The following is an 11,728-nucleotide window of genomic DNA, read 5'->3' on the forward strand; positions in this document are numbered from 1 at the left end:
TTACTCTGAATCCTTTGTTGTTTCGGTAGGGGATAAATCGGTTTCGTCGTCCGCGTACGGATCGGGAAAGCCCAATTCTGCAAGCAACGTTCGTTCCAGTGCTTCCATTTCTTCGGCTTCGTCGTCATCAATATGGTCGTAACCGAGCAGATGCAAGCAGCCGTGAATCACCAGGTGTGCCCAATGGGCCTTGAGTTCCTTGCCTTGTTCGGCGGCTTCACGCTCGACCACGGCGACACAGATCACCAGGTCGCCCAGCAGCGGGATGTCGAGGAACTCATCCGGCACATCGGCCGGGAATGACAAGACGTTAGTTGCGTAATCCTTTTGCCGCCAGGTGTGGTTCAGCTCGCGGCCTTCGGCTTCGTCGACGAGACGAATGGTCATCTCCGAATCGGCGGTGCGCTGGCGCAGGGCCAGTTCGCACCACTGGCGGAACTCGGCTTCGCTGGGGGCGCAGGCTTCGGTGGCGATTTGCAGGTCAAGCTCAAGCATCGCGGCGGCTATCCTTGGCGGCTGCATCATCGGCCGTATGGTTTTCGAAACGCTCGTAGGCTTCGACGATGCGCTGCACCAGCGGATGGCGCACGACGTCCTTGGGCTGGAAGTGGGTAAAGCTGATGCCCGGCACATCCTTGAGCACTTCGATCACGTGGCGCAGGCCGGACTTGGTGCCGCGTGGCAGGTCGACCTGGGTGATGTCCCCGGTGATGACGGCCGTGGAGCCGAAGCCGATCCGGGTCAGGAACATCTTCATTTGCTCGACTGTGGTGTTCTGGCTTTCGTCGAGAATGATGAAGCTGTTGTTCAGCGTACGGCCGCGCATGTATGCCAGTGGCGCGACTTCAATCACCTGGCGTTCGATCAGCTTGGCGACGTATTCGAAACCGAGCATTTCGTAGAGCGCGTCGTAGAGCGGGCGCAGATACGGGTCGATTTTTTGCGACAGGTCGCCAGGCAGGAAGCCGAGTTTTTCACCCGCTTCGACCGCCGGACGAACCAGCAGGATGCGGCGAATCTGCTCGCGCTCCAGTGCATCGACCGCGCAGGCGACGGCCAGGTAGGTCTTGCCGGTACCGGCCGGACCGATACCGAAGTTGATGTCGTTACCGAGGATTTCCTTCACGTAGCGTATTTGATTCAAGCCGCGGGGGCGAATCATGCCTTTCTTGGTGCGCAGGGCTACGGACGGTTCGGCGGGGGAGTGGTTGTCCAGCGCTTCGACGGCCGATTCCTGCAGGAACAGGTGAACCATGTCCGGCGACAGCTCGGTACCCTTGGTTTCCCGGTACAGGCGGCGCAGGAGGTTTTCCGCGGAGGTGGTGTGTTTGGGTTCGCCGATCAGCTCGAACTGGTTTCCGCGATTGCGGATCTCGATGGTCAGGCGCTGTTCGATCAAGCGCAAATGCTCGTCGAATTGCCCGCACAGATTGGCGAAGCGGCGAGCTTCAAAAGGCTCGAGGATGAAACGATGTGGTTCTATGGGTGCGTTCAAGGTCGTATTTAGCCGCCCTGGGGCAATTGGGATGAAATCAAGGATAACGCCAGTGACGTGGGTGCGAAAGCTCTTAAATGAGGCAACCCGATTCCCGCCTCTGGCGCAGTCCCTGTGGGAGCGGGCTTGCTCGCGAAGAGGGCCTGTCAGTCAATATTGATGTAGCTGACAGACCGCCTTCGCGAGCAAGCCCGCTCCCACAGGGATATTCGGTGTTATTGAATCAGCGAACCCCGCAGCGAGTGCGGTTGTGCGGCATCGATATGCACGTCGGCGAACTGGCCGATCAGGGTCGGATTGTCGCAGCGGAAGTTGACGATACGGTTATTCTCGGTCCGGCCTTGCAGCTCGCCGGGGTCTTTTTTCGAGTAATCGGTCACCAGGATCCGCTGGATCGAACCGACCATTTGTCGGCTGATCTCGAAGCCTTGCTGGTTCAGGCGATGTTGCAGGGCGTTCAGGCGCTCTTTTTTCAGTTCTTCCGGGGTTTCATCGGCCAGGTCGGCGGCCGGTGTGCCCGGGCGCTGGCTGTAGACGAACGAGTAGGAAAAGTCGAAGCCGACGTCGGCAATCAGCTTCATGGTTTGTTCGAAGTCTTTTTCGGTCTCGCCCGGGAAGCCAACGATGAAGTCCGAGCTGATGCAGATCCCCGGCACGGCGGCGCGCAGCTTGCGCAGTTTGGATTTGTATTCCAGTGCGGTGTGGTTGCGCTTCATTGCGGCGAGGATGCGGTCCGAGCCCGATTGCACTGGCAAGTGCAGGTGCTTGACCAGCTCCGGCACGTCGGCGTGGGCCTGGATCAGGCTGTCGGAGAATTCCAGTGGATGCGACGTGGTGTAACGGATGCGGTCGATGCCATCGACAGCGGCGACCACACGGATCAGCTCGGCCAGATCCGCCGAGCGCCCGTCATGGGTGAGGCCGCGGTAGCCGTTGACGTTCTGCCCCAGCAGCGTCACCTCCCGCACGCCGTTTTCGGCCAGGTGAATGATCTCGGCAATCACGTCGTCGAACGGCCGGCTGACCTCTTCGCCGCGGGTGTAGGGCACCACGCAGAACGTGCAGTACTTGCTGCAACCTTCCATGACCGACACATAAGCGCTCGGGCCGTCGACGCGGGGCTCGGGCAAATGGTCGAATTTTTCGATTTCCGGGAACGAGACGTCGACTTGCGGCAGCTTGGTGATGCGTGCGGCGTCGATCATTTCCGGCAGGCGGTGCAGGGTCTGCGGGCCGAAGACTACGTCGACGTACGGCGCGCGATCACGGATGGCCGCACCTTCCTGGCTGGCCACGCAACCGCCGACGGCGATCACCATGTCCGGGTTGGCCAGCTTCAGTTCGCGCCAGCGCCCGAGCTGGGAGTAAACGCGGTCCTGCGCACGTTCGCGGATCGAACAGGTGTTGAGCAGGATGACGTCGGCGTCTTCAGCGCGCGCGGTGACTTCCAGGGCCTGATGTTCGCCCAGCAGATCGACCATGCGCGAGCTGTCGTACTCGTTCATCTGGCAACCGTGGGTTTCGATGTAAAGCTTCTTGGCCATGGAAAGAGTCATCACGTGATTCAAAGAACCGCGCATTATAGGGAACATGTCCCGAGGTTCCTACCGTTGCGCGTCCGACGGCTGTGCTATAGTTCGCGCCCTCATTTTTACCCCGATTTGTTACCCGCCCACCATGACCAAACGTGAAGCTCCAATCTACAAGGTGATTTTCCTCAATCAGGGCCAGGTGTTCGAAATGTACGCCAAGCAGATCTATCAAAGTGATCTGTGGGGCTTTCTGGAAGTGGAAGAGTTCGTCTTTGGCGAGCGCACGCAAGTGGTCGTCGATCCGAGCGAAGAAAAGCTCAAGGCTCAGTTCGAGGGCGTGGTGCGCAGTTTTGTGCCGATGCATTCGATCGTGCGTATCGACGAAGTCGAGCGTCTGGGGACACCGAAAATCAGCGAAGCCCGGGGCGCGGTCGGCAATGTCATGCCGTTTCCGATGCCGATGCCTGAGAAGTAAATCTCAAGACCGAGTTGTCCCATTCGCTGGCAAGCCAGCTCCTACAGACATGCGCGATCCCTGTAGGAGCTGGCTTGCCAGCGAAGGCGTCAGAAGCGTCGGTGCAAAACTAAGGAAGTGGCGAAAACGGCGTGCGCCCGTCAGCGCTTTGCAATTCCATCAAATATTTACGGAAAATTTGCCCGAGCACCTGGGTGGCAAGCTCCAGCTCTTCGCGGGGCATTTTTTCGGTGACTTCGTCGGCGGTGTCCAGGGCATCTTCGGCGCCATTGACCGCCGCCATCTTCAGCAGGATATACGCCTGGACGTTATTGGCCTGCACACCCTCGCCGTGGAAGAACATGGTGCCGAGCTTGAATTGCGCCTGGGCATGGCCTTGCAGCGAAGCCTTTTCGAAATAGCTCAGGGCTTGATTGAGGTCGCGCGGCGCGTTTTTACCTTCGTAGTAGAACTCACCCAACTCGTATTGCGCTTGCGCATCCCCTTCATCCGACGCTTTCTGGCAGGCGGCGAGCGCTTGTTCCAGGTCTTGCGGCTGGGTATTGAGGGTGCAGCGACCCATCGCTGGGATTAACAACGAGTTGCCGCCTGCTTGTGCGTGCGCGAGCAGGGGCTGAAGAAGCAACAGGCAGCCCAGTGCAAGGGTGCGGCCGGTGCGGTTCATGGGAATCGACTTACCTCTGAAGGGCGCGCGGACCCATCGAGGGATCCAATAAGCGCGCATTATGAAATAAGCAGGGGCAACCTTACAAAGTCTTTACTCGTTTTTCTGCTGCGCGGGAATTTTATCACCCACTTTGCGGAGGATTATTTGCAGGTGAGTAGGAAAAGACGCGGGAATGTAGGCGAAAGCTGACGCTGGCAATGGCCAACGTCAGCCATTCAGCGTTACTTCAATGCAGCGAAGGCGCGCTCGGCGGCATCCAGGGTCAGCTTCAGTTCAGCTTCGCCGTGGGCGATCGAGGTGAACCCGGCTTCGAATGCGCTCGGTGCCAGGTAGACGCCACCTTCCAGCATCAGATGGAAGAAGCGTCCGAACAACGCCGCGTCGCTGGCCATCACGTCATCGAAAGTAACGATGTTGTCGGCGCCACTGAAGTACAGGCCGAACATGCCACCGGCCTGAGTGGTCACGAACGGAATACCGGCCGCATCGGCGCGCTGTTGCAAGCCGTCGAGCAGGCGAGTGGTGTAGTCGGTCAGTTCGGCGTGGAAGCCCGGACGGCTGATCAGGCGCAGGGTGGTCAGGCCGGCGGCCATCGCCAGCGGGTTACCGGACAGCGTACCGGCCTGGTAGACCGGGCCGAGCGGGGCGATGCGCTGCATGATTTCACGCTTGCCGCCGAAGCAGCCGACCGGCATGCCGCCACCGATGATCTTGCCGAAAGTGGTCAGGTCCGGGGTTACGCCGTAATAAGCCTGGGCGCCGCCGAGAGCGACACGGAAACCGGTCATCACTTCGTCGAAAATCAGCACCACACCGTGTTTGTCGCAGAGGGTCCGCAGACCTTCGAGGAAACCCGGTGCCGGCGGCACGCAATTCATGTTGCCGGCCACCGGCTCGACGATGATGCAGGCCACGTCCTGGCCCACTTCGGCGAGCATGTTCTCAACGGCATCGATGTCGTTGAACGGCAAGGTCAGGGTGTGTTTGGCGAATGCCGCCGGTACACCGGCCGAGCTCGGTACGCCTTGGGTCAGTGCGCCGGAACCGGCCTTGACCAGCAGGCTGTCGGAGTGACCGTGGTAGCAGCCTTCGAATTTGATGATGCTGTCGCGGCCGGTGAAGCCACGGGCCAGGCGGATAGCACTCATGGTTGCTTCGGTGCCGGAGCTGACCATGCGCACCATTTCCATCGACGGCACGAGCGAGCAGACCAGGTCGGCCATCTGCGTTTCCATCTCGGTCGGAGCGCCGTAGGACAAACCGTGCTCAAGCTGCTTGCGCACCGCGTCCAGCACGTCCGGGTGGCTGTGGCCGAGGATCATCGGGCCCCAGGAACCGACGTAATCCACATAGCGCTTGTTGTCTTCATCGGTGACATAGGCGCCTTCGGCGTGTTTGAAGAACAACGGCGTGCCGCCGACGCTCTTGAACGCGCGAACCGGCGAGTTCACGCCACCGGGAATGTGTTTCTGGGCATTGGCAAACAGCGTTTCGGAACGAGACATGGTCGGGCTCTCAGATTTTAAGTAATTCGTTAAAGGCGCGGGCACGACGGGTGACTTCAGCCGTGCTCTCGGCACCGAACAGGCCATGCACCACCGCCAGCAGATCGACCCCATGGGCCACCAGCGGGGCGGCGTTGTCCAGGGTGATGCCGCCGATCGCGCAGATCGGCAAGTGCAGTTGCTGGCGGGCCTGATCGAGCAGTTCGAGGCTGCAGGTCGGTGCGCCAGGCTTGGTATTGGAATTGAAGAAGCGGCCGAAGGCGACATAACTGGCGCCTTCTTTGGCGGCCTGTTCGGCGAGCCCCAGTTGCGCGTGGCAGGTCGAGCCAATGATCGCATCGCGACCCAGCAAGGCACGAGTCGGCGACAACGGACCATCGGTCTGGCCCAGGTGCACGCCGACGTTCAGGCGTGCCGCCAGCTCGGCGTCATCGTTGATGATCAACTGGGTCTTGTAACGTTCGCACAAATCGCGAAGGGCTTCGGCCTCACGCAGGCGGCGGGCCTCGTCACTGCTCTTGTCGCGGTATTGCAGCAGGGTGACGCCGCCTTCCAGCGCCGCCTCCACGTACGAAAGAAATTTACCGGCCAGCAACTGGCTATCGGTAATGGCGTACAGGCCACGTAGTTTCATCGGACAAGCCTCACCGCATCGCGAATGGAAAGTTACGAACAGAAGTCCAGTGGCAAACGACGCGGAACAAACTGGCCTTTGCCCAGCTGCTCGGCGTCACGCAGGGTGCGCCACGTGTAGTTAAGTGCAGTCTGTACAGCGCCGGCGAGGTTTTCGCCCTGGGCCAGACGGCCGGCGAGGGCGCTGGCGAGGGTGCAGCCGGAACCGTGATAACTGCCGGGTAGACGCTGGCAGGTAAAGGTTTCGCGGTGACCGTCGCGGCTATACAGGCGATTGTGGATTTCGGTTTCATCACCGTGGCCGCCGGTGATCAGCAGGTGTTTGACGAACGGCAAGAGTTTTTCAGCGCACTCGTCCGCGGTGCCTTCGGGCAGTTCGGCGAGGATACGGGCTTCGGGAAGGTTAGGGGTCGCAATGATCGACAAGGGCAGCAGGCGTTCGCGCATGGCGTAGCCGACCTCGTCCTTGCCCAGGCGTCCGCCGCCGCCGGCGCGCAGCACCGGGTCGCAGACCACTGGCAAATGCGGGTGCGCCGAAAGCAGTTCGACCACGGTGTCGACCATTTCCAGGGAACCGAGCATGCCCAGTTTGACCGCCGCGACTTCGGAGTCGTTGAGCACGGCGTTGGCCTGGGCCAATACCCACTCACGGTCGAGGACGCGGAAGTCAGTGACATTGACAGTGTCTTGCACGGTCAGGGCGGTGACGGCCGGAGCCGCATGGCAACCCTGGGCGAGCAGGGCTTCGATATCTGCCTGCAAGCCGGCGCCACCACTTGGGTCGTGGCCGGAGAGACAGAGGACAACGGGGCGAGAGCTGTAGATATTCATGGTGCGCGAGCTTACCACCAAACATTCTTTTTCGGGTGCAGCGACACTCCATTGTGGCGAGGGAGCTTGCTCCCGCTGGGGCGCGAAGCGGCCGCAAAAAACCGTCATGTTCATTGCGTCGACTGGTATTACGACTGCTTCGCAGCCGAGCGGGAGCAAGCTCCCTCGCCACAGTCGTCCTCGTGCCACTGTTTGTGTTGCTGAGACCCCCGTCCTAGAGCCTTTTAAGGAAAAATTTCAATGGTGTTTAATCGCCGCCAGCGGCTATGCTAGAGTGGATCCAAACCAATAACAGGTGATACCGGTTTTACGTCTACTCAAAAGGAATGGGGGGCTTCCTGACAGAACCGGACAGGCCACGCTGGGGCTTCAATGCGCTATTTGCTGATGTTGCTGTTGTGTTTGCCCCTCCTGGCAAACGCCGTCGAGTTCGACGAGTTCACTCAAAGCCTCCCCTTGGGGCGAACCCTGCAAGTCTATGAGGACGCAGGTGGTCAGGCGACCATCGCGGATATCCGTGCGCAAGCGGCGGCCGGCAACTTCAAACCGCACCATAAGGACACGCTCAACGCCGGGTACTCGCGTTCAGTGTTCTGGCTGAAAATCGATCTGCATTACCGCCCGACCAATCCGGCGGCGCAACGGACCTGGCTGTTGGAGCTGGCCTATCCGCCCCTCGATCATCTTGATTTCTATTTGCCTGATGCTACCGGTCACTATCAGTTGATCAGGCAGACCGGCGATGCCTTGCCGTTCGCCAGTCGCGAGATCCGTCAGAACAACTATTTGTTCGACCTGACGTTCAAGCCTGATCAGGCCGAAACCGTATTCCTGCGATTGCAAAGCGAAGGCTCGATCCAGGCGCCGGTGACCTTGTGGTCGAGCACGGCGTACCTCGAAGAGCAGCCCGTGCGCCTTTACGTACTGGGATTGATCTACGGCGTGTTGCTGGGGATGCTGGTCTACAACCTGTTCATCTACCTCAGCGTGCGCGACACCAGTTACCTCTACTACATCTTCTATATCGCCTCGTTCGGCTTGTATCAGCTGTCAGTAAACGGTGCGGCCGTGCAGTATTTCTGGCCGGACAACCCCTGGTGGGCCAACGCAGCGACGCCGTTTTTCATTGGCTGTGCGGGACTGTTCGGCAGTCAGTTCGCCCGCAGTTTCCTGCAGATGGCCACCCACAGTCGCTGGCTCGATCGCTTGTTGCTGGCGTTGGTCGCCTTTGGCGCGCTGGTGGTCGGCCTGTCATTGATGACCGGTTACGCCCTGGCCCTGCGCCTGGCCACGGCCCTGGCGCTGACGTTCACCGTGGTGATTTTTGCCGCCGGGATCTTTGCCTGGCTGCGGGGCCTGCGGGTGGCGCGGTATTTCATCATTGCCTGGTCGGCATTTTTGCTCGGCGGTATCGTCAATACGCTGATGGTGCTGGGATACCTGCCAAACGTGTTCCTGACCATGTATTCCAGCCAGATCGGCTCGGCCATCGAAGTGGCGTTACTGTCCCTGGCACTGGCCGACCGCATTAACGACATGCGCGAGCAGCAGGCGCAAACGCTATTCGACGCCAGCCAGAAGCTTGAAGTCCTCAACCAGCAACTGGCGCGCAGTAACAAGCTCAAGGACGAATTCCTGGCCACCCTGACCCATGAACTGCGCACGCCCATGAACGGTGTGATCGGTTCGCTGGAACTGATGCAGACGGTCGAAATGGACCCTGAGCTGGAGCAGTATCAGCAGACGGCTGCGGGATCGGCCCGGGACATGATGCGCATGGTTAACGGCATCCTGACCCTCACCGAATTGCAGGCCGGCAAACTCAATGCCTCGGCCGACACCTTCAGTTTGCGCGGTATGGTCGAGGCCCTGCGCACGCAGTTCGAGGGCAACGCATCGAGCAAGTCGCTGGACTTCAAGGTCGATGTCGCGCCAGGTGTGCCGGATCGCTTGCACGGCGACCACGTCAAGATCGCGCAGTGCCTGGAGTGTCTGCTGGATAACGCCATCAAGTTCACCCGGATCGGCGGCCTGGCCCTGCGGGTCACCGCCAAGGCCATCGAGCCCGACCGGCTGGCGCTGACCTTTGCGGTGATCGATACGGGCATTGGCTTCACTGATTTGGGGGAGGCCACGATGTATCAGCGGTTCTTCCAGCTCGATGGCTCGATGACCCGTGAATACGGTGGCCTGGGTGTTGGCCTGGCGATTTGCCGACAGTTGATCGAGTTGCTGGGTGGACGCCTGACGCATCGCACCGAGCCAGGACGCGGCAGCCGGTTTCAGCTTGATGTCGAAGTCGGGCTGCCAGTGGCCGAACGTCCGGTGACGCCGTTGATGACCCGGGATTTTCCGCGCCTGCGCTTGCCTCAGGATTGTGCCGTGCTGTTGGTGGATGACAACGGCATCAGCCAGTTGGTGATGCGTGGGATGTTGCTCAAGCTGGGTTTTCGCGTACGCACCGCCGACAGCGCCGATGTCGCGCTCGATCTCTTGCAGCGCGAAGGGTTTGACGCGGTGCTGGTCGATTGCCAGTTGCCGCTTCAGGAAGATGTGTCGGTGTGCTGCCAGATCCGCGCGTTACCCGGTTATGCCGAGCTGCCACTGTTCATGATCGCCCTGGGCGGTGACCTTGAGCGCTGCCCGACCGGTGCGTTGATTGATTACTTGAGCAAACCGGTGAAATTCGAAGACTTGCAGGCCGCGCTCTACCGCCGTGTGCTCTGCTCGCAACAGGGCGAAAGCGCCGACAATTAGGCGTGTATGACACTTTGTTCGGCCGTGGGGCGGTGCTTAACTGAAGTCCCTTGGCCGACCAAAGGAGCCCTGTCATGAACCTGCATCAGTTCGCCGAAACCCACGAAGTCACCAACCAGCCACCGTCACTGGATGGCGCAAACCTGTACCGCATCGACTTGCCGTTGCAGGAATGGTCGCGGCGGTTCGGGGCCGGTTGGGCCGAATCGCGGATCGACGCCTACGGCGCGCTGGCCGGTGGCCCGTTGATGGAAGCCGGGTTCCTGGCCAATCAGAACAAGCCGGTGTTCAACAGCCATGACCGGTTTGGTCATCGCATCGATCTGGTGGAGTTTCATCCGGCCTATCACCAATTGATGCGCACAGCGGTCGAGCACGGCTTGACCTCGCTGCCCTGGGCGCATCCGCAGGACGGGGCCCATGTCGCCCGTGCTTGCATGTCGTACCTGCACAGCCAGGCCGAAGCCGGCAGTGGCTGCCCGTTGACCATGACCTTCGCCAGTGTCCCGGCCATGCGTCTGCAACCGGATCTGGCGGAAAAATGGCTGCCGAAAATCCTCGCCACCGAATACGACCCGCGCAACGTCGGCATGGCCCACAAGGCCGGGGTCACCATCGGCATGGCCATGACCGAGAAGCAGGGCGGCACCGATGTCCGGGCCAACACCACCAAGGCGTATCCGGTCGGCGCCAGTGGCCCCGGCCAGGCCTATGAGCTGGTGGGCCACAAATGGTTCTGTTCGGCGCCGATGTGCGATGCTTTCCTGACCCTGGCGCAGACCGACAAGGGCCTGACCTGTTTCCTGCTGCCGCGCCATCGTCCGGATGACACGCGCAATCAGTTCTACATCCAGCGCCTCAAGAACAAGCTCGGCAATTGCTCCAACGCCTCCAGTGAAGTGGAGTTTCGTGGCGCACTGGCGTGGATGATCGGTGAGGAGGGCCGTGGCGTTCCGACGATCATCGAGATGGTCGCCATGACCCGCTTCGATTGCATGGTCGGTTCCAGTGCGCTGATGCGTCAGGCATTGACCCAGGCCAGCCATCACTGTGCCCACCGTTCAGTCGGCGGCAAGCTGCTCAGCGAACAGCCCTTGATGCAAAACGTGTTGGCGGATCTGGCACTGGAAAGCGAAGCCGCCCTGGCCTTGAGCCTGCGCATGGGCCGGGCGCTGGATCATCTGGATGATTCGCAGGAAGCCAAATTCGCCCGGTTGGTGACGGCGGTGGGCAAGTACTGGATCTGCAAGCGGGCGCCGGCGATGATCAACGAAGCCGCCGAATGCATGGGCGGCGCGGGTTATGTCGAAGAAAGCATCCTGCCGCGGCTTTACCGCGAGGCGCCGGTGAATTCGACGTGGGAAGGGTCCGGCAACGTGCAATGTCTCGACGTGCTGCGTGCCTTGTCGAAAGAGCCGGGCGTGCTCGATGCGCTGTTCAGCGAGCTGGGCGATGGTCATGGCGACAAGCGCCTGGCTGCGCACATCAATCAATTGCAGGCGGCCTTCAAGGACACCGGCGACATTCAGTACCGTGCCCGGCAGTTGACCGAGGACATCGCGTTGGGGTTGCAGGCCAGGTTGTTGCTGGAAGCCGGGAATGCGGTGGTCAGTGATGCCTTCATCGCCAGTCGTCTGGAAGGTGGCGGCCGAGTGTACGGCGCGTTACCGCGCGGGCTGGATGTGGAAGCCATTGTCGCTCGCTCGACTCCGCAGGGTTTCTGATCCAGGTGCATGATCACCACTGGGCCAATGTGGGAGCGGGCTTGCTCGCGAATGCGGTTTCACATTCAACCTTGATGTGACTGACAGGCCGCTTTCGCGAGCAAGCCCG

At 60.7% G+C, this 11,728-nt stretch carries 10 protein-coding genes; 3 read left to right on the plus strand and 7 right to left on the minus strand.

All coding sequences use genetic code 11. From position 1 onward, the window contains the following. The 3 genes from ybeY to miaB form a co-directional block, all read right to left on the minus strand. On the minus strand, nt 1-495 hold the full coding sequence (gene ybeY, locus AC07XF_RS13820; RefSeq protein ID WP_495026925.1) for an rRNA maturation RNase YbeY: 495 nt from the start codon (nt 493-495) through the stop codon (nt 1-3). Then, a complete protein-coding gene (locus AC07XF_RS13825; RefSeq protein ID WP_495026926.1) occupies nt 488-1,495 on the minus strand; it encodes a PhoH family protein in 1,008 nt (335 codons plus the stop codon). Before AC07XF_RS13825 ends, ybeY begins: the two co-directional genes overlap by 8 nt. Nucleotides 1,496-1,710: 215 nt before the next feature. Further along, nucleotides 1,711-3,039 (minus strand): tRNA (N6-isopentenyl adenosine(37)-C2)-methylthiotransferase MiaB, encoded by a 1,329-nt coding sequence (gene miaB / locus AC07XF_RS13830; protein WP_495026927.1) that lies wholly within the window; start codon nt 3,037-3,039, stop codon nt 1,711-1,713. A 133-nt stretch (nt 3,040-3,172) separates the two neighbouring features. Here miaB and AC07XF_RS13835 point away from each other — a divergent pair, with 133 nt between their 5' ends. Then, nucleotides 3,173-3,502 carry a DUF1820 family protein gene (locus tag AC07XF_RS13835; protein WP_003185742.1) on the plus strand — a complete coding sequence of 110 codons (330 nt, stop codon included), beginning with the start codon at nt 3,173-3,175 and terminating at the stop codon, nt 3,500-3,502. Between the two features lie 109 nt (nt 3,503-3,611). On the opposite strand, the gene AC07XF_RS13840 is transcribed toward AC07XF_RS13835, so the two are convergent. The 4 genes from AC07XF_RS13840 to AC07XF_RS13855 all read right to left on the minus strand — a co-directional run bounded on the left by AC07XF_RS13840 (nt 3,612) and on the right by AC07XF_RS13855 (nt 7,138). Beyond that, nucleotides 3,612-4,166: a tetratricopeptide repeat protein gene (locus AC07XF_RS13840; protein WP_204933487.1), complete on the minus strand. Its 555-nt coding sequence runs from the start codon at nt 4,164-4,166 to the stop codon at nt 3,612-3,614. Nucleotides 4,167-4,390: 224 nt separating this feature from the next. Further along, nucleotides 4,391-5,674 carry a glutamate-1-semialdehyde 2,1-aminomutase gene (hemL, locus tag AC07XF_RS13845; protein WP_007990649.1) on the minus strand — a complete coding sequence of 428 codons (1,284 nt, stop codon included), beginning with the start codon at nt 5,672-5,674 and terminating at the stop codon, nt 4,391-4,393. Between the two features lie 10 nt (nt 5,675-5,684). Next, nucleotides 5,685-6,308: a thiamine phosphate synthase gene (thiE, locus tag AC07XF_RS13850; RefSeq protein WP_007990651.1), complete on the minus strand. Its 624-nt coding sequence runs from the start codon at nt 6,306-6,308 to the stop codon at nt 5,685-5,687. 32 nt (nt 6,309-6,340) lie between these two features. Next, nucleotides 6,341-7,138: a hydroxymethylpyrimidine/phosphomethylpyrimidine kinase gene (locus tag AC07XF_RS13855; protein WP_495026928.1), complete on the minus strand. Its 798-nt coding sequence runs from the start codon at nt 7,136-7,138 to the stop codon at nt 6,341-6,343. Nucleotides 7,139-7,510: 372 nt separating this feature from the next. On the opposite strand from AC07XF_RS13855, the gene AC07XF_RS13860 reads away from it, so the two are divergent. After that, nucleotides 7,511-9,895, plus strand: a complete 2,385-nt coding sequence (locus tag AC07XF_RS13860; protein ID WP_495026929.1) for a 7TM diverse intracellular signaling domain-containing protein — start codon at nt 7,511-7,513, stop codon at nt 9,893-9,895. Nucleotides 9,896-9,969: 74 nt separating this feature from the next. Beyond that, nucleotides 9,970-11,619 carry an acyl-CoA dehydrogenase family protein gene (locus AC07XF_RS13865; protein WP_495026930.1) on the plus strand — a complete coding sequence of 550 codons (1,650 nt, stop codon included), beginning with the start codon at nt 9,970-9,972 and terminating at the stop codon, nt 11,617-11,619. The last annotated feature ends 109 nt before the right edge of the window (nt 11,620-11,728 follow it).

The organism is Pseudomonas sp. GW821-FHT01C01 (assembly GCF_059422645.1).

Excerpts from the sequence above, each read along its gene's own strand:
- ybeY (WP_495026925.1), bottom strand. The coding sequence starts at position 495 with ATGCTTGAGCTTGACCTGCAAATCGCCACCGAAGCCTGCGCCCCCAGC.
- miaB (WP_495026927.1), bottom strand. The coding sequence starts at position 3,039 with ATGGCCAAGAAGCTTTACATCGAAACCCACGGTTGCCAGATGAACGAG.
- AC07XF_RS13835 (WP_003185742.1), top strand. The coding sequence starts at position 3,173 with ATGACCAAACGTGAAGCTCCAATCTACAAGGTGATTTTCCTCAATCAG.
- AC07XF_RS13840 (WP_204933487.1), bottom strand. The coding sequence starts at position 4,166 with ATGAACCGCACCGGCCGCACCCTTGCACTGGGCTGCCTGTTGCTTCTT.
- hemL (WP_007990649.1), bottom strand. The coding sequence starts at position 5,674 with ATGTCTCGTTCCGAAACGCTGTTTGCCAATGCCCAGAAACACATTCCC.
- thiE (WP_007990651.1), bottom strand. The coding sequence starts at position 6,308 with ATGAAACTACGTGGCCTGTACGCCATTACCGATAGCCAGTTGCTGGCC.
- AC07XF_RS13855 (WP_495026928.1), bottom strand. The coding sequence starts at position 7,138 with ATGAATATCTACAGCTCTCGCCCCGTTGTCCTCTGTCTCTCCGGCCAC.
- AC07XF_RS13860 (WP_495026929.1), top strand. The coding sequence starts at position 7,511 with ATGCGCTATTTGCTGATGTTGCTGTTGTGTTTGCCCCTCCTGGCAAAC.
- AC07XF_RS13865 (WP_495026930.1), top strand. The coding sequence starts at position 9,970 with ATGAACCTGCATCAGTTCGCCGAAACCCACGAAGTCACCAACCAGCCA.